This is a genomic window from Prevotella sp. 10(H) (genome assembly GCF_000711235.1).
Classification (GTDB): domain Bacteria; phylum Bacteroidota; class Bacteroidia; order Bacteroidales; family Dysgonomonadaceae; genus Dysgonomonas.
On record NZ_JOMI01000001.1, the window covers coordinates 77,596 to 103,964 of the forward strand.

Annotated in this window: 22 protein-coding genes and 2 tRNA genes; 21 read left to right on the forward strand and 3 right to left on the reverse strand. The window is 38.6% G+C overall.

Annotated elements, in window-relative coordinates; translation table 11 throughout:
- From K348_RS0100370 to K348_RS0100380, 3 genes are read right to left on the reverse strand one after another with little or no spacing between them, the layout of a single operon-like run.
- Nucleotides 1–852 carry a M48 family metallopeptidase gene (locus K348_RS0100370; protein WP_029901828.1) on the reverse strand — a complete coding sequence of 284 codons (852 nt, stop codon included), beginning with the start codon at nt 850–852 and terminating at the stop codon, nt 1–3.
- 45 nt (nt 853–897) lie between these two features.
- A complete protein-coding gene (gene mscL / locus K348_RS0100375) occupies nt 898–1,311 on the reverse strand; it encodes a large-conductance mechanosensitive channel protein MscL (protein WP_029901829.1) in 414 nt (137 codons plus the stop codon).
- Nucleotides 1,312–1,364: 53 nt separating this feature from the next.
- The gene (locus tag K348_RS0100380; protein ID WP_029901830.1) at nt 1,365–2,177 is read right to left on the reverse strand and encodes a hypothetical protein; all 813 of its coding nucleotides are present in this window, start codon (nt 2,175–2,177) and stop codon (nt 1,365–1,367) included.
- A gap of 30 nt (nt 2,178–2,207) precedes the next feature.
- Between K348_RS0100380 and gldG the strand changes: the two genes are divergently transcribed.
- The 21 genes from gldG to K348_RS0100485 all read left to right on the forward strand — a co-directional run bounded on the left by gldG (nt 2,208) and on the right by K348_RS0100485 (nt 26,335).
- Complete coding sequence (gene gldG / locus K348_RS0100385) at nt 2,208–4,604, forward strand: gliding motility-associated ABC transporter substrate-binding protein GldG (protein WP_029901831.1); 2,397 nt, start codon at nt 2,208–2,210, stop codon at nt 4,602–4,604.
- Between the two features lie 140 nt (nt 4,605–4,744).
- A complete protein-coding gene (gene ligA / locus K348_RS0100390) occupies nt 4,745–6,742 on the forward strand; it encodes an NAD-dependent DNA ligase LigA (protein WP_029901833.1) in 1,998 nt (665 codons plus the stop codon).
- Between the two features lie 40 nt (nt 6,743–6,782).
- Entirely contained in the window at nt 6,783–7,928 is a 1,146-nt protein-coding gene (gene galK, locus K348_RS0100395; protein ID WP_029901835.1) for a galactokinase, read from the forward strand.
- Nucleotides 7,929–8,151: 223 nt separating this feature from the next.
- Nucleotides 8,152–8,580, forward strand: a complete 429-nt coding sequence (locus K348_RS0100400; RefSeq protein WP_231496720.1) for a hypothetical protein — start codon at nt 8,152–8,154, stop codon at nt 8,578–8,580.
- A gap of 86 nt (nt 8,581–8,666) precedes the next feature.
- Nucleotides 8,667–9,560: a 4-hydroxy-tetrahydrodipicolinate synthase gene (gene dapA / locus K348_RS0100405; RefSeq protein ID WP_029901839.1), complete on the forward strand. Its 894-nt coding sequence runs from the start codon at nt 8,667–8,669 to the stop codon at nt 9,558–9,560.
- A 90-nt stretch (nt 9,561–9,650) separates the two neighbouring features.
- A tRNA-Arg gene (locus tag K348_RS0100410) sits at nt 9,651–9,724 on the forward strand.
- A gap of 408 nt (nt 9,725–10,132) precedes the next feature.
- Nucleotides 10,133–12,382 (forward strand): FISUMP domain-containing protein, encoded by a 2,250-nt coding sequence (locus tag K348_RS0100415; RefSeq protein ID WP_029901841.1) that lies wholly within the window; start codon nt 10,133–10,135, stop codon nt 12,380–12,382.
- A 271-nt stretch (nt 12,383–12,653) separates the two neighbouring features.
- On the forward strand, nt 12,654–13,397 hold the full coding sequence (locus K348_RS0100420) for an MlaE family ABC transporter permease (protein WP_369793886.1): 744 nt from the start codon (nt 12,654–12,656) through the stop codon (nt 13,395–13,397).
- Entirely contained in the window at nt 13,394–14,167 is a 774-nt protein-coding gene (locus tag K348_RS0100425) for an ABC transporter ATP-binding protein (RefSeq protein ID WP_029901844.1), read from the forward strand. The genes K348_RS0100420 and K348_RS0100425 overlap by 4 nt, the downstream gene beginning before the upstream one ends.
- Before the next feature lie 79 nt (nt 14,168–14,246).
- The gene (locus tag K348_RS0100430; protein ID WP_029901846.1) at nt 14,247–15,011 is read left to right on the forward strand and encodes an exodeoxyribonuclease III; all 765 of its coding nucleotides are present in this window, start codon (nt 14,247–14,249) and stop codon (nt 15,009–15,011) included.
- Nucleotides 15,012–15,183: 172 nt separating this feature from the next.
- A complete protein-coding gene (locus tag K348_RS18660) occupies nt 15,184–16,293 on the forward strand; it encodes a TlpA disulfide reductase family protein (RefSeq protein ID WP_081852476.1) in 1,110 nt (369 codons plus the stop codon).
- A 74-nt stretch (nt 16,294–16,367) separates the two neighbouring features.
- Nucleotides 16,368–17,222, forward strand: a complete 855-nt coding sequence (locus K348_RS0100440) for a hypothetical protein (RefSeq protein ID WP_051697443.1) — start codon at nt 16,368–16,370, stop codon at nt 17,220–17,222.
- Between the two features lie 180 nt (nt 17,223–17,402).
- Entirely contained in the window at nt 17,403–18,164 is a 762-nt protein-coding gene (sufC, locus tag K348_RS0100445) for a Fe-S cluster assembly ATPase SufC (protein ID WP_029901852.1), read from the forward strand.
- The gene (gene sufD / locus K348_RS0100450) at nt 18,161–19,501 is read left to right on the forward strand and encodes a Fe-S cluster assembly protein SufD (protein ID WP_029901853.1); all 1,341 of its coding nucleotides are present in this window, start codon (nt 18,161–18,163) and stop codon (nt 19,499–19,501) included. The genes sufC and sufD overlap by 4 nt, the downstream gene beginning before the upstream one ends.
- A gap of 65 nt (nt 19,502–19,566) precedes the next feature.
- Nucleotides 19,567–20,781 (forward strand): aminotransferase class V-fold PLP-dependent enzyme, encoded by a 1,215-nt coding sequence (locus K348_RS0100455; RefSeq protein WP_029901854.1) that lies wholly within the window; start codon nt 19,567–19,569, stop codon nt 20,779–20,781.
- A 95-nt stretch (nt 20,782–20,876) separates the two neighbouring features.
- Complete coding sequence (locus K348_RS0100460; protein ID WP_029901855.1) at nt 20,877–21,728, forward strand: outer membrane protein assembly factor BamD; 852 nt, start codon at nt 20,877–20,879, stop codon at nt 21,726–21,728.
- Between the two features lie 36 nt (nt 21,729–21,764).
- Nucleotides 21,765–22,097, forward strand: a complete 333-nt coding sequence (locus K348_RS0100465; protein ID WP_029901856.1) for a DNA-directed RNA polymerase subunit omega — start codon at nt 21,765–21,767, stop codon at nt 22,095–22,097.
- Nucleotides 22,098–22,103: 6 nt separating this feature from the next.
- Nucleotides 22,104–22,556, forward strand: coding sequence for a DUF4293 domain-containing protein (locus K348_RS0100470; RefSeq protein ID WP_029901857.1), 453 nt, complete (start codon nt 22,104–22,106; stop codon nt 22,554–22,556).
- Between the two features lie 92 nt (nt 22,557–22,648).
- Nucleotides 22,649–25,612, forward strand: a complete 2,964-nt coding sequence (locus K348_RS0100475; RefSeq protein ID WP_029901858.1) for a PEP/pyruvate-binding domain-containing protein — start codon at nt 22,649–22,651, stop codon at nt 25,610–25,612.
- 18 nt (nt 25,613–25,630) lie between these two features.
- Nucleotides 25,631–26,020 carry a septal ring lytic transglycosylase RlpA family protein gene (locus K348_RS0100480; RefSeq protein WP_051697445.1) on the forward strand — a complete coding sequence of 130 codons (390 nt, stop codon included), beginning with the start codon at nt 25,631–25,633 and terminating at the stop codon, nt 26,018–26,020.
- Between the two features lie 241 nt (nt 26,021–26,261).
- A tRNA-Cys gene (locus tag K348_RS0100485) sits at nt 26,262–26,335 on the forward strand.
- Nucleotides 26,336–26,369 lie beyond the last annotated feature (34 nt).

A 26,369-nucleotide genomic window follows, 5' to 3' on the forward strand; every position in this document is an offset into this window, starting at 1 on the left:
TTAAAAACTCCACTTTTCAGATGTTTTAGCTGAGTTTGTCTTGGGCGTTGCCGGAGTTCCCTTATAATATTTCAGAGCCTCAGGCAAATCTTTTTGAATCTGCTTGATGCGTGTTTCATCAGAAGGGTGCGTACTCATAAATTCGGGAGTACCAGCGCCTTTCTGGGACATACGTTGCCAGAAAGCTGCTGCTGCCGAAGGATCGTATCCGGCCATAGCCATGAATATCAATCCCAATTGGTCTGCTTCAAGCTCCTGCTTACGAGAATATGGTAAAAGAATGCCATACTGCGCTCCCAAGCCTATTGCTACGGCACCTGCTTTTTGTACAGCAACAGATTTCCCATCGAGTACCTTTCCCAATGCGGAAGTGCCATACTCGGCGGCTATCTGGTTGCTCATACGTTCGTTGGCGTGTTTGGCTACAGCGTGGGCAACTTCATGACCCATTACTACTGCCAGTCCGGTTTGGTTCTGTGTATAAGGCAATATGCCTTCATACACTACAATCTTACCTCCCGGCATACAAAATGCATTTACTTCATCGCTTTTCACCAGATTGAATTCCCAACTGTAATCTTTTACCTGATCTGCATAACCATTGTTCTGCAAATAGGTAACTACTGCATTGGCTATATTTTGCCCTACCTTTCTTACCATAGCGGTATTTACCTGATCGGTAGAAATAGGAGCAGATTTTATAAAATCACCGTATTGCTGAAGGCTGAGCGCCAGCACTTCGTTGTTCGACACCAGATTTAATTGTTTGCGTCCGGTAACGGGAACACTACCGCAACCGAAAAAAGATAGCACATATGCTATTAATGATAAAATAAGTATTCTCTTCAACATAGTAGTCTGTTTGTATTGTGTGTCAGTATTTACTATTATAATTATTTATTGTTTCGTATTTTGTTCTTTCAGTAAATCCCTAATTTCAGTTAGTAATACTTCTTCCTTACTCGGTGCAGGAGGTGCTGCAGGTTCTGCTTGTTTTTTGGAATGCAATGCATTCATGCCTTTTATTGCAAAGAAAATAGCAGTAGATATGATTACAAAATCAATAACTGTTTGTATAAAAGTACCGTAATTGATACTTACAGCAGCAGTATCACCGACCGCACCTTTTATTACAAATTTAAGGTCGCTGAAATCCACACCACCCAGAAGTACTCCTATAGGAGGCATTATAATATCGCTTACCAAGGATGATACAATCTTACCGAATGCTCCACCGACAATGACACCGACAGCCAAATCGACCACGTTGCCGCGCATCATGAAATCTTTAAGTTCTTTTAAAACCGCCATAATTTTTTATATATTTTAGTTGTTTATACTATGTTCACATTTAGAACACAAACTTAATATATTTTGTTTAATAAAATTTTAACGGTTGCAGGTTTGGTTTCTGTCGATATTTCATAGCTTTCTACACATATACTGTCTGATGAATGTATCATATATGGTATGGTTTTAAGGTCCTTAATAGTGTCTTTGTTATTCCTGTTCAGCAGATAGCCTTCTGTTTTTATAGTATCGTTATGTATGCTGTAGTCCAGAGCCAAAATTTCTTTATACAGTTTCAAGTAAATACTAACCGGAGAGCTGTCCCGTACTTTTTCAATAAATTCTTTATCCTCTTCTTTGGCGAAAAATGAATCTTCGGGATTAGTATCAATTATATTTTCAACTATCTTGTAATGATCACTGATAGCAAATAACCCCTTATAATATGTGCACACAAGAAATTTATCATTCGCTACAGTATAAATGTAAATATTGCAGTCTTCATATTTAATTATACGTGGAGGAAATGGCAGGGCGATGTTATTTTCAATATGGGATCTGATTTTTTGCTCCTGTTCATAAGTCACTTTAGTAACAAGCAATCTATAACCGTCATTATATTTAGACAATACCAGAGGATATGAAACATTCTGCCCTAGGGCATCAGTCAAAGGAGAAAAAGAGCAGTCATACGCATAAAATTTTTCCAGATTGAATGCTCTGTTTATATTTATCACTTCTAAAGCTTCGGGTGAAACATATTCATATATATTTGTATCGAAGGAGCGTTTGTTACCCTCCAGCCTTTTGTACATATGCCATCCACCAAGAAGAATAGTAATCAGAAGAACAAATAAAATAACTATCTTTATTGCGCGTTTTGTCATAAAAATTGTAATCAACTCTTACAAAGATATATGAAAGCTTTAGTATTGAAAGAACTTAAGTCGGTTTTTTGTTCTGCGGCAGGTGCTTTTTTTGCATTGGCTTTCTATCTCATCATGGGAATGATGCTATGGTTCTTCGATGGCAGGTACAATATTATAGATGGCGGATATGCCGATCTGGAAAGGTTTTTCAGCCTTGCAGCACCTGTTTTTGCCGTACTTATCCCTGCATTGACGATGCGGTTGTTCGCCGAAGAAAAGAAAAATAAAACTTTCGATATCTTAAGATCAAGGCCTGTAAATATACCGGCTGTATATTTTAGTAAATATGTAGCCATTTTGATTTTTATACTGATTACTCTTCTGCCTACGGTCATTTACGTTTGTTCATTGCAGCAATTATCGAATCCTATAGGAAATGTCGATTTAGCTGCCATAACAGCCTCCTATATTTCATTGATATTAATTATTAATGTATTTATATCTATAGGTTTATTCGGCTCCGCCATTACCAAGAATCAAATAGTAGCCCTTATTATCTCTGTATTTCTGTGTCTGTTTTCTTTTTACGGTTTCGATTTGGCAGCAGGTTTGTTTCTTTCGGGAAAAGTACAGATAGCTGTTTCTTTAATAGGGCTGTTACAGCATTATAAATCAATGCAGCGCGGTGTAATCGGATTGTCGGAGATATTTACGGTTGTCAATTATCTGTTAGTATTTATATCTGCATCAATTATTATTCTGAGCCTGAAAAAGAAAACAATGACGCTATGTTTTATAGTAACAATATTGATTCTGAATGTTATTTTTCTATTTCTACCGAATCTCAGAATCGACTTTACTTCTGATAAACGCTATACTTTAAGCGATTTTTCAAGAAAGATACTGAATGATATAAATAAAGAAAAAGAATTATACATCGAAGTCTATTTAGACGGTGATCTTAACTATGGCTTCCAGCATTTAAGAAATGCTACAAATAATTTATTGGCTGACTTCAACAGTGTAGCTCATGGGAACATTAATATAAACTTTAAAAATCCGTATCAACAAGGAGCTTCTATAGAAGATATCCGTGAATCTTTTTCCAATAAAGGCATGCACAGCATTATGCTCAATGAAGTAGATAGGGAAGGAAAGGCCAGCCGGAAAATGATTTTCCCTTATGCGCAAGTAACCAACGGAAGCGATACCTTGGTTGTTTCTCTATTGAAAAATGTTGCAGGCAATACGGCAGAAGAAAATCTGAACGCTTCTGTTGAAAGTCTTGAATTTGAATTTATAGATGCGATACGCCTGCTTAATCAGGATACGGTAAAAACTATAGCATTTATAGAAGGGCATGACGAATTGCCGAGAAGCTATGTTTACGATGCCGAAAGGTTACTTTCGAAATATTACTCGGTCAACCGTGGTGAAATAGGAACTGAATTAGGCATATTAGATGATTTTGCTGCTATTATTATTGCGGGGCCTTTGCAGAAGTACAGTGAGGCGGAAAAGTATATTATCGACCAGTATATTATGCGTGGTGGTAAAGTATTATGGCTCATCGACGGCGTTTACTATTCGCATCAGGATTTAGCGACAACCGGACGATCGGCAAGTATGAAGAACGATCTCAATCTGGATGACATGCTATTTACATATGGAGTACGTATCAATCCTGACCTTATACAAGACAGGCAATGTATTTCCGTCTATCTGATTACAGATGAAAAAACACAGACTGGAACTGTATTGCCGAGCTTTTTCCAGCCTTTGTTTATCCCGTCGGCCGATAATCCGGTAACAAAAAATATAAGGGATGTGAAAGGTGGATTTGCCAGTTCTATAGATATTCTAAACAATTCGAATACTACAAAAAAAAGTGTTTTGCTTACAAGCTCACAGAATACGCATCTACTCCAAGTGCCGGAAGTAATCGATTTCGATGTAGAACGTATCCAGAATATACCTGATTATTTCAATCAGCAGTTTATACCAACAGCAGTAAGCCTCGAAGGCAATTTTACATCGGTGTTCGTAAACAGGACGATACCGGATAGTATTCAGTCGGAAGGCTATAAAACAATTATCCAAAGCAAAAATACGAAAATGATCTTCGTGTCATCGTCCGATATTATCAGCAACCAGCTGCAGGGAAAAGGGCAGGATACCATGGTTTTACCAATGGGCTATGATAAGGTATCGCAGCAGCAATTCGGCAACCCCGATTTTATCGTTAATGCGGTGAACTGGCTGACTGATGACGATGGGCTGATGAAACTACGAACAAAGCAACAACGTCTATATATATTGAATAAAAAGAAGGCTTTTGAAGAAAGAGATAAATATGCCCTTATGAATACCGCATTACCTATTCTCTTTATGGGAATAGTTATGGGTAGTATTTTTGTATATCGAAAAAGAAAATATGAGAGATAGAGAAAGTATAAGTCTTTTATACTATGCCACTTATTATCCATAGAGGTTTTCAGATATATTCCAAATCTGAAAAATAGCTAATTTTTTACTTCTTAAACCTATTTCTTATTATATTTGTATTCACACTTTTAACATTAAGAATGGACCAGATAAAACAACAGATTGATGCTCTACGGGAAGAATTGAACAAACATAATTATGACTATTACGTACTTTCAACCCCTACGATTTCCGATTTTGAATTTGATAAAAAGCTAAAGAAACTGTCTGATCTGGAAACCCGCTATCCTGAATATTTCAATCCGAATTCGCCTACACAGCGTGTGGGAAGCGATATAAATAAATCATTTAAGCAGGTCGTTCACAAATATCCGATGCTATCGTTGGGTAATACCTATACCGAAAGTGAAGTTACTGATTTTTATAACCGTGTACAGAAAGGTTTGAACGATGATTTTGAAATCGTATGCGAACTTAAATACGACGGTACTTCCATATCCCTCACATATATTGACGGCGAACTCACTCAGGCAATAACCCGCGGCGACGGAGTGCAGGGTGATGATGTGACGGCCAATGTACGCACGATACGCAGTATACCTTTAAAGCTAAGAGGGAATGATTATCCTGCCGAATTCGAGATACGCGGTGAAATATTGATGCCGTGGTCTGTCTTCGACGAACTGAATAAAGAACGCGCCGAACAGGAAGAAGCGCTTTTTGCCAATCCCCGAAATGCGGGTTCGGGAACATTGAAGCAGCAAGACCCTAAAATTGTAGCTTCGCGAAAACTCGATTCTTATCTATATTATATGTTAGGTGAAAATCTGCCGACCGACGGGCATTATGAAAACCTGATGAAAGCAAAAGAGTGGGGCTTTAAGATATCCGGTGCAATGGAAAAATGCAGAACATTGGATGATATTTTTGCTTTCATACATAAATGGGATATCGAGCGTAAAAACCTGCCTGTAGCTACAGACGGCATCGTACTAAAAGTAAATTCACTCACACAGCAACGAAATCTGGGGTATACTTCCAAGTTTCCGCGCTGGGCTATCGCCTTTAAATTTCAAGCGGAAAAAGCAGTTACAACACTCGAATCCGTTTCATATCAGGTGGGTAGGACAGGGGCTGTCACTCCGGTGGCAAACCTCAAACCTGTAAAGCTTTCGGGAACTACCGTTAAACGCGCATCATTGTACAACGAAGATTATATAAACCAACTCGATCTGCATATCAACGATCAGGTATATGTAGAAAAGGGTGGGGAGATCATACCCAAAATTACAGGTGTTGATGTAGCAAAGCGTGGTATTTTCGACGAAAAGGTTATCTTTACACAAATATGTCCGGAATGCGGCACACACTTAGTAAAAGATGAAGGTGAAGCCGTATATTACTGTCCGAATGAAGTGGCCTGCCCGCCCCAGATAAAAGGGCGGATAGAGCATTTTTGTACACGCAAGGCTATGAATATATCATGTGGTCCCGAAACTGTGGAACATCTCTATAATGCAAATATGGTCAGGAATATAGCCGATCTTTATACATTGCGCTGGCAGGATGTATCCAGAATGGAGCGCTGGGCAGAAAAGAGTGCAAAAAATTTGACGGATAGTATTCTCAATTCGAAAAATGTTCCTTATCCGCGAGTACTTTTTGCCCTCGGTATCCGTTATGTAGGAGAGACTGTTGCGAAAAAACTGTCAATGGCATTTACAAGTATTGATAAATTGATGGTTGCAAGTGTAGAAGACCTTATACAGGTAGATGAAATCGGTGACAGAATAGCGGAAAGTATCGTCAAATATTTCAATGATGAGAATAATCTTACGGTCATAAACAGACTGAAAGAATTTGGCATACAATTTGAACTTAGTGAAGATATTATTTCTAAAAGGACAGATAAATTAACCGGATTGTCAATAGTTATCAGCGGTACGTTTGAAAAACACTCGCGTGACGAATATAAAGCCATGATAGAACAAAACGGCGGAAAGAACAGCGGCTCAATATCTGCCAAAACAAATTATGTGCTGGCAGGAGATAATATGGGGCCCGCGAAACTGGAAAAAGCAGAAAAATTGGGAATTACCATAATTAACGAGGATGCATTTCTCGAAATGATAAAATAAAACATTAACTCATTTTTTATAAACCTAAATAATAACAACCATGGAATTGAAAGCAATTCAAGAAAAATTCACATCTCTTTACGGTGCTGATGGCGTTACATACACATCACCCGGACGCGTAAACCTTATCGGAGAACATACTGACTACAACGGCGGTTTCGTTTTGCCCGGCGCAATCGACAAAGCTATGTATTGTACAATCAAGCCCAACGGAACAGATAAAGTAAGAGCATATGCACTCGATCTTGAAGAATCTGCCGAATTCGGTTTGGGAGAAAATGATCTTCCGTCCAAATCTTGGGCAAAATATATTTATGGCGTTTGCCGCGAAATGATAAAGAAAGGTGCTACCGTAAAAGGCTTCGATACCGTGTTCGCAGGTGATGTGCCTCTCGGTGCCGGTATGTCATCTTCTGCTGCACTTGAAAGCTGTTTCGGTTTTGCTATCAATGATATGTATAATTTAGGTTTCGACCGCTTCGAACTGGCTTTGATAGGACAGGCCACAGAGCATAACTATGTAGGAGTTATGTGCGGAATAATGGACCAGTTTGCGTCATGCTTTGGCAAAGAAGGCTCTTTGATACGCCTTGATTGCCGTTCTTTAGAATATCAGTATGTACCATTCAATCCGGAAGGATATCGCTTGGTACTTGTTAATACATGTGTGGCTCACGAATTGGCTTCTTCGGCTTATAACAAGCGTCGTCAGTCTTGCGAAGCAGTAGCTGCCGCTATCAAAAAACATCATCCTGAAGTGGAATTGCTACGCGATGCTAATCTGGATATGTTGCGTGAAGTGGCTAACGAAGTAAGCGCAGAAGATTATATCCGTGCCGAATTCGTTATAGAAGAAATACAGCGCTTGCTGGATGCCTGCGAAGCTCTCGAAAAAGGAGATTATGAAACTGTGGGTAAGAAAATGTATGAAACTCATATCGGCCTGAGCCGCAAATATGAAGTAAGTTGTCCTGAACTCGACTTCCTGAACGATATCGCACGCGAATGCGGCGTTACAGGCTCACGTGTAATGGGTGGCGGTTTCGGCGGCTGTACTATCAACCTCGTAAAGAATGAATTACACGACGGCTTTATCAAACGCGCTACAGAAAGCTACGAGCAGAAGTTCAAGATCAAGCCTAAAGTATATGATGTGATCATTAAAGACGGGGCGAGAAAATTATAATATACCCTAAAGACTTTAATTCAAACTGTTTTGTAAAGTCTATTGTTATACTATTCCCCTGCTTAGGCGGGGGAATATAAATATAGAACGAACTACACCACAAAATAAACGATATTTATTTTCTTATATATTTTGTAATATGTTTGGTTTTAAAGTCAAAAAAAAGATAAGCTCGGCGCTTAAGGAAAATAAGCGTGAACATGTTTTCCATAATATGGGGAATATGAAAAAGATACTGATTCTCTTCAATTATAATGATTATAATGAAATCAAGCAGATAGTTGAAGATCTGAAAGTAAAAGGAAAAGAGGTCACGCTGTGGACCGTACAGCCATTGATGAAAGATACAGGCAATACGATATTTCCTCAGGAAGTGAATATCATCATGCAGAAGGATATTTCACGTTGGTTTGGCCTCTCGTCGCGTATCGTGAAAGAATTCAAGCAGTTGTCTTATGATACATTGCTCGATTTGACAACAGAAAACAACAAGACTTTATTATATCTGCTGGCTAACAATACCGCTGAATTCTGCATCGGTATCAGAGAGTTGGATTTTAAAGTTTACGATCTTATTATCCTGAAAGAAGAAAATGCAAATTTACCGGAAACGTATAATCAGATTAAATTTTACCTGAACAATATACGGTGAGGATTAAATTAATTCGTAATTTTGCACAAATTAAAATACAGGCCGTCTTTTCGAAATGGACAGACAGTCTATCTTGAATCATTTTTATGTCTGGAATAAATCTCAGAGGAATGGGAGTTGCTTTGATAACTCCTTTTAAGGAAGATGAAAGTGTGGACTATGACGCACTTCTCCGACTTATTGATTACCAACTGCAAAACGGTACCGATTATCTCGTTGTGCTGGGAACTACAGCCGAAACACCTACACTGACCGAAGATGAGAAGAAAAAGATTGTGGAAACGGTAGTCAGCCGTGTGAACGGTCAGATTCCTATCATTCTGGGCGAAGGTGGTAACAATACACGTGCCATCGTTGAGAAACTAAAGAAGAACGATTTTACAGGTATCGACGGCATTCTGTCCGTTGTGCCTTACTATAATAAGCCGTCTCAAGAGGGCATTTATCAGCACTATAAAGCGATAGCAGAGGCTTCATCACTACCAATCATATCATATAATGTGCCGGGACGCACAGGAGTGAATATGACAGCCGATACTACGTTGCGCATTGCCAACGATTTTCCCAATATTATAGCTATCAAAGAAGCATCCGGTAATATGGCCCAGATGGATGATATCATCAAGCGCAAACCGGAACATTTCCATGTTATCTCGGGAGATGACGGCGTCACGTTCCCACTCATTACGCTTGGCGCGATAGGGGTAATATCTGTTATAGGAAATGCTTTCCCGAAAGAATTTAGCAGAATGACACGTTTGGCGCTCGAGGGGGATTATCGCAGTGCATTAACTATTCATCATAGTTTCAATGAACTTTTCAACCTTTTATTTGTCGATGGCAACCCTGCAGGTGTAAAATGCATGCTCAATATGATGGGTTACATAGAAAATAAACTGCGTCTACCGCTTGTGCCGACGCGCATCACCACATACGAGCAAATCAGGAACGTTCTTATTGAACTGAATATCAAGTGCTGACTCGGATTCGGTGATTTTTTTTCGAAAAATCACTGTTCAGATTTGGAGAATATACAAAACTATTTTACCTTTGCATCGCAATTAAGCAATGGCTACGTAGCTCAACTGAATAGAGCATCTGACTACGGATCAGAAGGTTGCAGGTTTGAATCCTGCCGTGGTCACAAAAAGCATTTACAATGAAAATTTGTAGATGCTTTTTTTTATTTACCACTCAATATTTTTTGTTAATTATATAAGATTCTTATTGTTTGAATGAGATCATGTTAAAAGATGATTCTAAATACTTAATAAAGGTGTAGATATTTTTATTTTAATCCAAAAAATATATCTTTGTATCAGAGCGAGCAATCTACAAATATTTTAATTGCCCAACAAACTTAAAATTTCACAGTAATTATATTTTTAGATTTTGGTAAAAGATCTTCACAGATTCTTTTTATCAAACATTAAGGATACTCTTTAGGCATGTTAGTCTGTAAAAAAGGTATAATTTGATAAATATAATTACTTAGGAGACTGAACTCTATATGAGAAAACATTGTTTACTAAGAGCTACAAAGCGAAGATATATGAATAAAATATTCTATATAATAATTCTAGGTTTAATTATTATTTGCGGAAACCCATTATTTTCTTTTGCACAAGTAACTATCGGTTCAAACACTAAAGCAAATAAAGGCGCATTACTTGATCTGAAGGAGACAGAGGAGATTTCCGATAAAGCCAATTCTACTCGTGGCTTGGCATTGCCAAGACTTAAATTGACCAATGAAAACAATTTATTTCCTATGTTCGAAACTGCAATTGGTTCAGGAGTTGCTAACAGCGAATATGCCGGTGCGTTAAAATCGGCTCAGGATGAAAAACATGTAGGCCTTGTTGTTTATAATCTCAATAAGTGTAATGGTTTTGGACAAGGTACATACGTTTGGGATGGAAAGGCCTGGAAACCTTTAATAGATGTGGGAGAAAGCTTACAGTTACCCAATATACTTCTAACCGACCCGAATGTTATAAAAATTGATAATAATACATACTTATATCATCTACCTAGTGGAAAAGATTTACGATCTTTTCCGAGCGGAAATAAATTTAATCTCAATTTTAATTGGTTATATCCATCCAGCGGAAATCTGAAAATAACAGATATTACATCACTTCCGTCTTCATCTTCAACTCCGGGATCGGATGGTGCATTGAAATTCGCTAATAACACTAATGCTGAAGGTTGGGCTAACCCGGTTACCAAAAGCCCCGCCAGATTTGAGTATGAGTTGCAAGATATGTCTGATATAATAACAAGTGATAATCCATTTGTAAGTAACCCTTTCAGAAGCCGGGAAACAAGTGTTACATTCGAGGTGCCTGCCAATGAATGTTATGGAGCAAACAAAGTGACTGTGAAGTTGAATCAGACAAACTATAGACTGACGGTAAAGAAAGATAACGAGGCATTCAATCAAATGTCATATAGTTTTAAAACCGGTGGGCAGTATGGCACAGGAACGAATCATTACAGGCTTTTAATAACGCCAGTTAACACCAATTTTGAATGGGGTGACGGTATAGACCTGGAATTGCAGTCAAATGCCAAATGGAAATCCAGTCTTGTTAAAACAGATTATTTCTCTGACGTTTTTACCGATATGAATGTACCCGAACGGGGAGGGCAGGAGATAACAAACGGAGCGATGCCTGATATTGTATATCGTAAGCCTGTAAGGAATAGTCAGGCAGCTAATTACAGAACGCGCGGTGAAGTCGCGGCTACTATGACTTTTCAGGATACAGCTGTTAATGTCCGCTTTTATCCCATTATGATAGATTTTGTACAGTGTTCTTCAGACCTGTATGACGAGAAAGGAATGACGGATGTCGGGAGAGCAACAGGTCCATGGGCTAGTGGGGCCGGTGTGCTAAAACATACCGACCAGTCCGGAAGGATCTTCTATTCAGCCGAGTTTGGAACCGCCGGACGGTGGATGATAACAAATCTGGCAGCAACGAAGTTTGATACGGGAAGCAATGCTACCAAAGCTTTATCGCCATATAATAATACTGAAGTGCAAAATCAGGATAATGGGAATCCAAAATATGCCTATCCTCAGACGGAGGGGGTAGACGTAGGCTCCACCAACTGGAGTGAACAACCTAACGACTGGAGACAGACAGAAGGACTTTTCTATAACTGGTATGCAGCCAGCGGAAGGAAATCGGTCGATAATGCAAATGTAGAAGAAGGAAACACCAGTCAGGGAAACGTACAAGGTATTTGTCCGAATGGCTGGCATCTGCCGTCAGATAAAGAATGGAGCCAATTGGAAGAAGTAATACATAAAAATATCGGCACATATGCGACATACGACCAGGAAACGTTAAATGAAAATCTGCCGAAATTACCAGCATGGAGTTCCGGCTGGAATACAGCCAGCGGAGAAAGAGGCGCATGGCTTATGGATGGTGATTTCGGGCATGGTGCTGCTATGAAAGAAATATGCGGTATTAAAGGACAGGAGTTCTATTGGCTTTTAGGAACCAAAAACTATAGTAAGGTACCCCGTTTGGGAGGCTTCAATGCAATGCTTGCAGGCCGTATCAAAACTTACAAAACCAATCAAAATCCGATATCGGGACCAATGCGGCAGGAAGACCGCTATGCAAATGGCGATTACTGGTCGCTTTCCCAAAAAGCATCGACAGATGTAGTTGGGGTAAGTAATACTGCATGGACACGGGGTTTTAGTCTCTATGGGTCGACAGTGCGCAGGGAGGATGTTTCTAAGACACAACTTTTTTCGGTTCGTTGTAAGAAGAATTAAACTTCCCCCAATATACCAAGGCGAAAGTTCTTTATCATTTCATTTTAAATCAATTAACGAATTCAAACTTGACCATATTCATTAAGCATATGATATATCATTCATAAAAAAAAGCATCCGGATTAAACAGCATTCTCTTTATTTGTGTTAATATAAAGAATCTTTGTTTAGAGAGATAAGGCAAATTTTGAAAAGATACAAACAGACATCTGTCAAAAAAATGTATCTTTGTCTGAATTTTTATTATTGCAAAAAGAAATATTAATATATGTTGACATCCGGATTAGAAAAATTAGGGCGATATACACTTCTTATGCAAAAGGTTTTTACCAAGCCTCAGAAATGGAATGTGTTTTTTCGTCAGTTTTTTGATGAAATGAGCAAATTGGGAGTAAACTCCATTTGGATTGTGGTAATAATATCATTCTTTATCGGAGCGGTTATCGTAGTGCAGATAAAGCTGAATATCGATTCTCCTTTTATGCCGCGTTACACTGTCGGGTATGTATCACGTGAGATTTTGATCTTGGAATTTTCGTCCACCATTATGTGCCTTATCCTTGCCGGTAAAGTAGGCTCCAATATAGCATCCGAAATAGGTACAATGCAGGTCACCGAGCAGATAGATGCCCTCGAAATAATGGGTGTAAACTCTGCCAACTATATCATATTGCCCAAAATCGTTGCTTTGATGGCTTTCATTCCTGTTTTGGTAGTATTGAGTATGTTCTTCGGGGTTATCGGTGGATTTGGGGTCTGTATAGTTGGGCAGATAATGCCTGCCGATACATTCCAGTATGGTCTGCAATCGTTCTTTAAAGAGTTTTATGTCTGGTATGCAATTGTAAAAACTATCGTATTCGCTTTTATTATAGCATCTGTGGCCTCATACTATGGCTATTCGGCTAGGGGAGGTTCTCTGGATGTAGGTAAGGCCAGTACCGATTCGGTGGTGATGAGTAGTATACTTGTGCTGATATCAGACTTGTTAATCACTCAATTGATGATGTCATGATAGAGGTTAAGAACTTAGATAAATCGTTCGACGGCAGGGAAGTCCTCAAGGATATAAATATTATATTCGAAGCCGGAAAAACGAACCTGATAATAGGCCGAAGCGGTTCGGGGAAAACAGTATTGTTGAAAAACCTTGTCGGACTGATGCGCCCTACAAGCGGGCAAATCCTGTATGACGGACGCGACCTGACAAAAATGAAAACAGCCGAAGTAAAAGCACTGCGCCAGGAAGTCGGCATGATATTCCAAGGGTCGGCATTATTCGATTCTATGACAGTTTTCGAGAATGTAAACTTCCCACTGATGATGTTTTCGGACATGACGAAAGCAGAACAGGCTAAACGTACACAATTCTGTCTGGAAAGGGTAAATCTGGGAGATTCGGGACATCTTTACCCGTCCGAAATTAGTGGTGGTATGATGAAACGGTCGGCAATTGCACGTGCTATCGCCCTTAATCCTAAATATCTGTTTTGTGACGAACCAAACTCGGGACTCGATCCGCAAACGTCGCTCGTTATAGATGAACTGATACACGATATTACTAAAGAATACGAAATAACTACTATAATAAATACCCACGACATGAATTCGGTAATGGGTATCGGTGAGCGTATCAACTTTATAAAAGAAGGCCTGCTGGAGTGGCAGGGAACAAGCGCGGAAGTCATGTCTTCAACTAATAAAGACTTCAATGATTTCGTATTTGCCTCCGACCTGTTCAAGAAGGTAAAAGCGGCTGAAAACGAAGGGATAAAACTAACATAAAGTTAATGAGTTAATGTGCCAATATGCCAATGCTTATAATTGGCACATCGGCATATTATTTAATTAGCATATTAATATTATGAAAATCATATCATATAACGTAAACGGAATACGTGCCGCTGTAAATAAAGGTCTTTACGAATGGCTGGAAAGGGAATCTCCCGATATTCTTTGCCTGCAGGAAATAAAGGCTATGGAAGAGCAAATAGACGTATTAACGCTACAATCTCTTGGCTACCATTATTATTTTCATTCCGCTGAGAAAAAGGGATATAGTGGCGTAGGTATTGTCACTAAACGCAAACCAGATTTTGTGAAACCGGGGATGGATATGCCTGTGTACGATAGAGAGGGTAGGGTGCTTCGTGCCGATTATGGTGATATGACGGTTATTTGTGTATATATACCGTCCGGTACTATGGGCGATATACGTCAGGATATAAAAATGAAATTCCTCGCAGATTTTACACATTTTATCAACGAATTGCGAAAAGAACGCCCACAGATACTTATTTGCGGCGACTATAATATATGTCATAAACCGATTGATATTAATCATCCGGAACGTCATACCAAAGATTCGGGGTTTTTGCCCGAAGAACGCCAATGGTTCGACGAATATATCGCTACCGGACTGATAGATACGTTCCGCGAGTACGACCAAAGTGCCGAAAAATATAGTTGGTGGAGCTACCGGGCAGGTGCACGGCCGAAAAATCTCGGGTGGCGCATCGATTATCACATCATTTCGGAAGAAGCCAAACCAAGATTAAATGGTGCAGCAATATTAAGTGATGTAAATCATTCGGATCATTGTCCGATAGTGGTAGAGATGGATTTTTGAATAAGTATTATTAATATTATATCCGAAAAGGCTTTTATTTATTATAAAAGCCTTTTTTAATGTTATAATTTAAGGATCACTTCGTTATACTTTTATATATCTGATTTTTTAGTTGTTAATCTGAAAAAACATATATCTTTGGAATCTAAACCTTTGACTAAAATATAATCCTATGAAAAAACTATTTTTATTTTTAATGCTCACAGCTGTTTTATTTTCGTGTAATAAGAAGCCTGCAGAATATTTTATAAATGGAAAAATAAACAATCCGGAACTGAACGGTAAATTTGCTTATCTTCAGGAGTATGGTCATTACACATTAACCGATAAAAAAATAACTGACAGTGTGCTTATCGAGAACAATGCATTTTCCTTTACAGGCAGGAAAGATACAGCCGCATTGTATACTATATCATTTGATTACCAAATCACTTCGAATTATGCGACTTTTATACTTGATAATTCGGTGATAGATATAACTTTTGGTGGAGACAGTACAATAATAAAAGGAAATGCAGAAAGTGATATTATACAGGAATATAGAAAATGGTCTACTATAGAAAATAGGAAGATGAGAGAACTATGGGGCAAAATAAATAATGCGGAGAATGATGAACAAAAACAAAAAATGACTGCAGAAAATGACTCTATTTTCGAATTATTTATGGATAAATCGAAAGAACTTATCCGAAATAATTCAAACAATCTGGCTGGGGCGTTCGTTTACCTTGATATATTTTATGCTTTTTCCGAAGATGATAAGATAGACCTGTTTGATAATGCAGGGCCTGTATTCAAATCGGTTATAGGTATGAATAATATAGAAAAACGCCTCACAGCACTGAAGAAGATAAGAATCGGCAATAAGTTTATTGATTTTGAAATGGCTGATGCTAAAGGTAAAATACACAAATTATCTGATTATGCAGGCACTGGCAAAGTAGTGCTGGTAGACTTTTGGGCAAGCTGGTGTAAACCATGTATTGTTGAAATACCGAATGTAAAAGCGCTTTATAAAAAATATAAGGGTAAGGGGTTTGAAATAGTGGGTATCTCTCTGGATAATAATGAAAAAGACTGGATAACAGCCATGGACAAACATATGCTGGAATGGCCTAATTTATCCGATCTCAAAGGATGGGAGAGTGAAGCTGCAAAAATATACAGTATAGACATGATTCCGCAGACTTTATTAATTGGCAAAGACGGGGCTATTGCCGCCAAAAATATGGAAAGCAAAGAATTGGAAAAGAAAGTTGAAGAACTCCTGCAGAATAATTAAAAATTTAAAATGCTATAAATGTAACAATTTTAGGAGTTGCTTCGTCATAACATAATCCACCAAAAAATTAAATTATGAAAAAGCACTTCATCTTTTTATTATTAATTATCTTTTCAATAGCAGTAAAAGGACAGACAAATTCTCAGGAATCGATACGCGAAAAAGGAGATTATACCTATATTTTACAAAAATCGGGAAAATATACAAAGGAGCCGCCTGTATTCTCTTATCAGGAATCTACGGAACCCGAATTAGTAAAAATTAAAGAATATTTCAATCTGGATTCTATTGCAGGAAACGGCGATGAAATATCTAAAATAAAGAATCTGTTAACATGGTCGCACAACCTTATCAGGCACGATGGTAATAATATGCCTGATGTTAAAGAACGAACAGCGATAGCATTTTACGAATATGCAAAGGAGAACGACAAAGGTATAAATTGTCGGGCTTTGGCTATATTTCTTAACGAGTGCTACTTAGCGATGGGATTTAAATCCAATTTTATCACTTGTATACCAAAGAAAGAAGATGATCCGGATTGTCACGTCATTAATTCGGTTTATTCCACAACATTGAAAAAGTGGTTATGGATAGACCCTACATTCAATGCATGGGTAAAAGACGAAAATGGTAATATGTTAAGTATTAAAGAAGTAAGAAATCGCATAATTAAAGAACAACCACTTTTTATTAATGAAGAAGCAAACTGGAATAATGAAACAAAACAGACTAAGGAGAAGTATATCGATAGCTATATGGCTAAAAATCTCTATTGGTTCAAATGTCCGGTAAAGAGCAAAGTAAATGCAGATATGACCCGTGAATATAATTGTACGGCTGCTCTTGTTCCACTAAATCATTATATGAAAGCAATCGATAGTCTTACATACTACAGTCATGATGAAGATTACTTTTGGGGGAACTGATAACCGTAATTGAGATATAGATTTAATAAATAACTAATAGCCTGCCGGAAGCGGGCTATTTTATTTTTTATTTATTAATTTTGTGTCCGAAAGCCGAAAAGGCTTGAACATATAAGGATTCTTAGTGTTAAAAACGATAGTACCCACTAAGACTATTTATTTAAACAACATAAAAATATAATGGCAAACTTATTAAACATAAAAGACTTGCACGCCAGCGTTGAAGGCAAGGAAATTCTTAAAGGATTGAGTCTGGAAGTCAACGAAGGGGAAATCCATGCTATTATGGGGCCTAACGGCGCCGGAAAGAGCACCCTTGCATCGGTACTTGTCGGTAATCCAAACTTTGAAGTAACAGAAGGTGAAATAGATTTCAGAGGTCATGATCTGTTGGATATGGATCCGGAAGAGAGGGCTCGCGAGGGCTTATTCCTTAGTTTCCAGTATCCTGTAGAAATCCCGGGCGTGAGCATGACTAATTTTATGCGCGCTTCACTCAACGAAATACGTAAGCACAGGGGGGAAGACCCTATTCCGGCATCGGAATTCCTAAAAATGATAAAGGAAAAAAGGGAACTGGTAGAACTGGATAAAGACCTTGCAGGACGTTCTGTAAATGAAGGCTTTTCGGGCGGTGAAAAAAAACGTAACGAAATATTCCAGATGGCTATGCTCGAACCGAAACTTGCAATATTGGACGAAACAGATTCTGGTCTCGATATCGACGCACTGCGTATCGTTGCGGCAGGTGTAAACAAACTGAGACGTAAAGACAATGCAACAGTAGTGATCACACATTATCAACGCCTGCTCGATTATATCAAACCGGATTTTGTACATGTATTGTATAAAGGCCGTATCGTAAAAAGCGCAGGGCCGGAACTGGCTTTGGAACTGGAAGAAAAAGGTTACGATTGGATTATTAAAGAATTTCAGGAATGATAGAAAATCAATATATCGATATATTTAACCAGTACAGAGATAAGATTGATTCTAAATCTGCACCGGGATTAAATAATCTTCGCGATAAAGCATTCGAAGCTTTCCGGAAACAAGGTTTTCCGACTAAAAAGCTGGAAGATTACTTGTATATAGATGTCTCTGCAGAATTTTTACCGGACTACGGACTGAATCTTAACCGCGTACCTTTTAACGGAAATCCGTATGTAGCATTCAGATGTGAAATCCCGAATATGACTACAAATCTGTACTTTGTACTCAACGATTTGTTTCATGAAGAGCATAAACCCAGAGTAGAATATCCGAAAGGTGTATTTGTGGGTAGTATGCAGCAATTTGCTAAAGAAAAGCCCGAGGTTTTCTCTAAATATTACGGACAAATAGCCGATGTAAATAACAACGGTATTATAGCATTCAATACGATGTTTGCTCAGGATGGTTTTGTCATTTATGTGCCGAAAGGTGTTATTATAGAGCAACCTATCCAGTTGATAAACATACTGAAAAGTGAATTCAACTATCTGGTGAACCGCCGTATCCTTATCATTGCAGAAGACGATACACAGGTAAAGCTATTAGTTTGCGACCATACGGTAGACGAATCGCAATTTCTGTCTACTCAGGTAACAGAAATATATGCAGGACGTAACGCTATTGTAGACTATTACAATCTGGAAGAGAATTCGGATAAGGTAACAAGCCTTACAAATACTTTCGTTCATCAGGAAGAATCATCGAATGTGCTTGTAAATAATTTGACGCTGAATACAGGGGTGAGCCGCAATAATTATAATGTGAAGTTAAACGGAGAGCATGCCGAGGCCTATGTGTGCGGAATGGTGATTGCCGACCGTCAGCAGTATGTCGATAATTTTGCATTCCTCGACCATGCGAAGCCGCATTGTACAAGTACGCAATTGTTTAAATACGTGTTGGATGATGAAGCAAAAGGTTCTTTCTGCGGACGTATTCTGGTTGAAAAAGATGCGCAAAAGACAATGGCTTATCAGTCTAATAACAATCTTTGTATTTCACCGAATGCGCATATGTATGCCAAGCCACAACTCGAGATATATGCCGATGATGTAAAATGTTCGCATGGGCTTACTACCGGACAATTGGATGAAGAAGCATTGTTTTATTTGCGTTCGCGCGGTATAGGCTATGATGCTGCTAAACTGATGCTGATGCAGGCATTTACAGCCGGCGTGTTGGAGCATGTACGTATCCCGCGCCTGAGAGATAGACTGCAGGATCTCGTAGAGAAGCGTTTCAAAGGAGAAAGTGCGCGCTGCGGGAATTGCGCAGTATGTAAATAAACAGTTCAAGTTACCAGAGAGGGAAAATTGTACTCGTAACTTGTAACTCGTAACTCGTAACTAAAATGAATATTGAAAAAATAAGAGCCGATTTTCCTATATTATCTACTACCGTTTACGGCAAGCCGCTTGTCTATTTCGACAATGCAGCCACTACCCAGAAGCCTAGATGTGTAGTCGATGAAATAGAAAAAATATATTACACCACGAACGCTAATGTGCATCGTGGTGTACATCATTTAAGCCAGTTGGCTACCGATAGGGCCGAAGATGCGCGTGTAGTTGTGCAGCAATTTATCAATGCCAAATATAGCCGGGAAATAATTTTTACAAAAGGTACGACCGAGTCGATAAACCTTGTGACGCATAGCTTTTGCCGGCAATTTTGTAATCAAGGTGATGAGATAATCATCTCGGCTATGGAACATCATGCAAATATTGTTTCATGGCAATTGCAGGAAGATATACGGGGTATAAAACTCAAAGTAATACCTATTAATGAAAAAGGCGAACTGAAAATAGATGAGTTCAAAAAACTTTTTTCCTCTAAAACAAAACTTGTATCCATAATGCATATTTCTAATGTATTAGGTACGATAAACCCGATTGAAGAAATAATAGAAATTGCCCACAGCCATGATATCCCTGTCCTTATAGATGCCGCGCAATCTGTACAACATATGGAAATTGATGTGCAGAAGCTGGACTGTGATTTCCTTGTTTTCTCTGCACATAAATTATACGGGCCGAATGGAGTAGGGGTGCTATACGGAAAAGAGAAATGGTTGAACCAGATGCCCCCTTATCAGGGAGGTGGAGAAATGATAGGTCAGGTATCGTTTAAAAAGACGACATTCAATGAGTTACCATTCAAATTCGAGGCGGGAACACCTAGCTATCCCGACATAATAGCGACAGCTACAGCAATAAATTACATAAAAAATATCGGACTAGACTCAATAAAAGCATACGAAGATGAGTTATTACAATATTGTACCGATGAATTGATAAAAATCGAAGGAATCCGTATATTTGGTACTTCGGATAAGAAATGTAGTGTAATTTCATTTCTTATAGGTGATATTCATCATTACGATATGGGAATGCTTCTCGACAAGATGGGGATAGCCGTCCGCACAGGTCACCACTGTGCCCAGCCGCTTATGGAAGAGCTTGGTATAGAGGGAACTATAAGGGTTTCGATAGCATTCTACAATACAAAAGAGGAGATTGACAAGCTGATCGAAGGCGTAAAAAAAGTGGTTGCCATGTTTGGATAGGCCGAGCTTCAAATCTCAAAAAAAATATAATTGTAAAAGTTTATTTTCAAATTATAAAAGCTTTGTGTAAATTTGCAAACTAATTTTTGAGTAGAATGAAAATTAAAATTCTGTGTGCTTTATTATTGACCTTGTTATTTGCTTCGTGCGGAGAGTATAATAAAATACTGAAAAGCCGCGATGCCGAACTTAAATATACATACGCCAAGAAATATTTCGATCAAAAAAAGTATGGTAGGACTGTTACCTTGTTGGATGAGATACTCTCCACATATACAGGTTCTTCCAAAGAACAGGAAATTCTTTTCTTAATGGCTCAGGCCTATTTCTACGACAAAGATTATACAACGGCTACTCAATATTACACCCGATATTATAATAAATTCCCGAAAGGAGATTATACCGAACTGGCGCGGTTTAATGCTGCATACGGCTTGTATCTCGATTCTCCCGATGCCCGTCTTGATCAGACGAGTACGATAAGGGGGATACAGGAATTCCAGAATTTCCTCGAATATTTTCCACAGAGTGAAAAGGCACCTGAAGCACAGGACTTAATGTATAAACTTCAGGAAAAGCTGGCCTACAAGGAATACCTTGCTGCCCGTCTGTATTTCAATCTGGGACTTTATATGGGTAATAATTACGAGTCGTGTATCGTTACATCCCGCGAAGCACTGAAAAGCTATCCTTTTTCAGAATTCTCGGAAGAATTTCAGATTCTCATCGTAAGATCGAGGTATGAACTTGCATATTACAGTATTGAAGCAAAAAAACCTACACGTTACCGTGAATTAATGGACGAACACTTCAATTATAAGAATATGTTCCCTAACGGTAAATACTCTAAAGAGTCGGAAAGATACTACCGTCAGGCATTGAAAGCACTCGGGCAGGAAGTGGATCAGGCGACTAACGAAGCCGTACAACAGGAATTGAGCAAATAAAAGAATATAAATTATTATATAAATTAAATAGTAAAAATGGATTATAGAAAATCAAGTGCAGCAAGCAATACCGTTACCCGCGATATGATGTCTTTGTCGGAAGATACAGGTAACGTATATGAAACTGTAAGAATTATTGCTAAACGTGCTAACCAGATTTCTGTAGAAATGAAACAGGATCTGGATAAAAAGCTGCAGGAATTTGCTTCATATAGCGACAACCTCGAAGAAGTTTTCGAAAACAGGGAACAGATTGAGATTTCACGCTATTATGAAAAACTACCTAAAGCATCTTTGATAGCTGCACAAGAATATACAGAAGGTAAACTTTATTACAGAAATCCGAATAAGGATAAAGATAACTTCTAAAAAGAGATGATACAGCGTATACAGTCTGTTTTTCTTTTGCTCACATCTTTATTGATGGGAGCAACTGTTTTTTGTCCTTTAATGGAATTCAGGGACGATAGCAGAGAAATAGTGCAAATCTTTTATTCTACCGGAATAGGAAGCGACTTCCCGACATGGGGTGTGCTGACATTCGCTGTTGTAAGTGCATTACTAGCATTAGTGAATATATTCCTGTATAAGAAGAGAAAAGTGCAGATCAATATCGGCTATGTCACAGCTTTATTCATTATCTTATATTATGCAACTTCTTTTGTATATGTAAATGCTTTCATGGGTAAAACAGATTTTACTGTGAGTGTGGCTAATGTACAATACGGTATTGTGCTGCCTTTGATAGCGCTCATATTCGATTTTCTGGCTATATCGAAAATAAAGAAAGACGAAAAACTTGTAAAGTCACTGGACAGAATACGCTAATTATAGACGCTGAGAATATAGGAAGCTGAATGAAATAGATGATCATTCAGCTTTTTTTTATTTATATTTGTTCCCAATATACAACCCTCTTTATGAAAAAAATACCCGATATAAAAGAATTCCGCATCAAGGATACTTCTTTTGCCAACCTGATGAACAAACGTATTTACAACGTTTTGCTGATTGCAACCAAGTATGATTCTTTTATGCTGGAAGACGACGGACGTATCGATGAACAGATATTCAACGAATATACTTCACTTAATCTGAATTATCCGCCACGCTTTACTCGGGTAGTGACTGAAGAAGAAGCGCTGACCGAACTAGAAGAGAATCATTATGAGCTGATCATCCAAATGCCTAATATGGATGAAGCGGATATGTTTGCCACAGCAAAGCATGTAAAAGAAAATTATCATGATATACCGTTTGTCGTACTTACACCCTTTTCGCGGGAAGTAACAAAACGTCTCTCGCAGGAAGACCTTTCGGGTGTAGATTATGTATTCAGTTGGCTGGGCAACCCCGATCTTTTACTTGCTATTATCAAACTCATAGAAGATGCTATGAATGCCGAACATGATACGGAGAGTGTAGGGGTTCAGATCATATTATTAATTGAAGATTCCGTAAGGTTTTACTCTTCGGCACTGCCGACCCTGTTTAAAATCGTAATGGAAGAATCGAAAACATTTTCGAAAGAAGCTTTGAATGAGCATGAGCAGATGCTTCGTATGCGCGGACGCCCGAAAATCATGCTGGCACGTACTTACGAAGAAGCTGTCAATATATATACAGAATATAAGGATAATATTCTCGGGGTTGTTACAGATATGAGCTATATGCACGAAGGGCAGAAAGATAAACTTGCCGGCTACAATCTTGCACAATGGATAAAAAAGCAAGACCGGTTCAAGCCAATTGTATTTACCTCTTCGGAAGTAGCAAATAAAGCATATGCCGACGAACTTGGCTGTGGATTTATCGATAAAAATTCGAAGACCTTTCCGCGCGACCTCAGGAAACAAGTAGTAAATAACTTTGGTTTCGGTGACTTTATCATTATAAACCCCGAAACAAAAGAAGAAATATTCCGCATTCGTAACCTGAAAGACCTGCAGAAGAATATATTCGATATGCCTACCGATTCGCTGGTATATCATATGTCACACAATCATTTCTCACGCTTTTTCTACTCACGTGCTTTATTTCCGTTAGCAGAAGGGTTGAAGAAAATAGATATCAGCGATTTCGACAATGTAGAAGATGCCCGTCAGATTATCTACGAAATGATAATAAAATACAGGCGTATAAAGAACTCGGGGATTGTCGCCGTATTTGATAAAGACCGTTTCGATGAGTTTTCCAATTTTGTGCGGATGGGTGACGGCTCGATAGGAGGTAAGGGGCGTAGTATTGCTTTTATGGATAATATTGTAAAAGAGCATGCCGAACTAAACGGTGATGAAAACATAATAGTAAAGATTCCCCGTACGGTAGTGATGAGTACCGATCTTTTCGATGAGTTTATGGAGGCGAACGACCTGTATCCGATAGCCCTTTCGGATAGTACGGATGATGATATTCTTCGCGCTTTTCTTAGAGCTGAATTGCCCGACCGTCTTATCGAGGACTTTATGGCGTTTCTCGATGTGGTGAAAGCTCCTATTGCCGTAAGATCATCCAGTTTGCTTGAAGATTCGCATTATCAGCCGTTTGCAGGAGTGTATTCTACGTATATGATACCCTTATTACCCGACAGGTATGAAATGTTAGGGCTGCTGGGTAAAGCTATAAAAGCGGTATATGCTTCCGTTTTTTACAGGGACAGCAAAACTTATATGGTAGCTACTCAGAACATTATTGATGAAGAAAAAATGGCTATCGTCCTGCAGGAGGCCGTCGGTAGCCGGTATGGAGACCATTTTTACCCGACATTATCAGGTGTAGCACGGTCTTTGAATTTCTATCCTGTAGGGAATGAGAAACCGGAAGAAGGCATTGCCAATATCGTTCTCGGTTTAGGGAAATATATTGTCGAAGGGGGGGTAAGCCTGCGTTTTTCTCCGGCGCATCCACACAATATAATGCAGTTGAGTTCGGTCGATTTTGCATTGAGGGATACACAACGTTACTTCTATGCACTGGATATGCAGAACGTCGATCGGGAATTTTCCACGAATGATGGATTCAATCTCTTAAAACTGAATCTGAAAGATGCCGAAAAAGACGGTTCAATCAGATACATATCTTCTACATACGACCCTGTAGATCAGGTTATTTATGACGGATATTACGAAGGTGGGCGGAAAATACTTTCTTTTGTAAATATTCTCCAGCACAATGTTTTTCCTTTAGCCGATATCTTGAAGCAGGTGTTAAAAATCGGCCAGCAGGAAATGGGACGCGCTGTAGAAATTGAATTTGCAGCCGATCTGAAAGATAAAGGGGAGGGGAACTTCTATTTATTGCAAATACGGCCTATTGTGCAAAACAGGGAACTACAAAGCGAAGACCTGACACGGATAAAACCGGAAAATGAAATACTTCACTCGAATAGTGCTCTGGGTCATGGGGTAAGCAATGAGGTATATGATATCATATATGTTAAGACGAAGACTTTCAATGCAGCAAATAATCAAGTGATTGCTAATGAAATAGATGTGATTAACAAGGAGTTCCTTGATAATGAGAAGAATTATATACTTGTAGGTCCCGGCAGGTGGGGTAGTAGCGATCCGTGGCTCGGCATCCCGGTAAGATGGCCGCAGATAAGCAATGCACGGGTATTAGTAGAGATAGCGCTTGATAATTATAAGATAGAACCGAGTCAGGGAACACATTTTTTTCAGAATCTGACCTCATTTGGAGTAGGCTATTTTTCTATCAATCCATTTCTTCAAAATGATGGACTATTCGATGAAGAATATCTGAATCAACAGCCTGCTGTAAATGAAACAGAATTTATCCGTCATGTCCGTTTTTCGCAGCCTGTTATTATCAAAATCAACGGCAAGAAAAAAATTGGAGTTGTGCTGAAACCCGAAACAGAATAGTAATTTGATTTTCTATATATGAAATTGATTCTCCTTACATTCACTTTTCTGTTAATATCATTATTTAGCAGTGCTCAGGAAAAAGGAAAGGCGGCTTTCTATGGCACAAAATTTGATAATAAGATGACTGCCAGTGGCGAGATGTATAGGAAAGACAGTATGGTATGCGCTCATAAAACATACCCGTTCGGTACAAGGCTAAAGGTTAAAAATACGGAGAATAATAAAGAAGTCATCGTTAAAGTAATAGACAGAGGACCTTTCGGAGAGAACTGCATAGTCGATCTCTCGCATGCAGCAGCCAAAGAACTGGATATGGTAAAATCGGGCATTATTAATGTTGAAGTATCGAGATATATCGATAGCCTGAAACTGCCTGCAATTGTTAAATGCTTGCGGAGAATGTAGTTTTATACAAAAAAATATTATATTTGTAATGTATAATCGTTTTGAAAACAAAGGCCCCGGAACCAGTTAGCGATCAATTTATCTCCCTAAATAATAAATAAATACGAAAATCGGAGAGCGAAAATCTTTTATTCTGTCATATTTATTACATCGGAGTACTTTCAGGATTAGATATAAAAATATTTGCGAAAGCTTGTCTGTTGAAGAAATTGTTATATCTTTGCATTCGCTAACCAAAAAGGGTTCCTTGGCCGAGTGGTTAGGCACCGGTCTGCAAAACCGTTGACGGCGGTTCGAATCCGCCAGGAACCTCCAAAAAATCAAACTTTTAGGCTTTGAATAGATAATA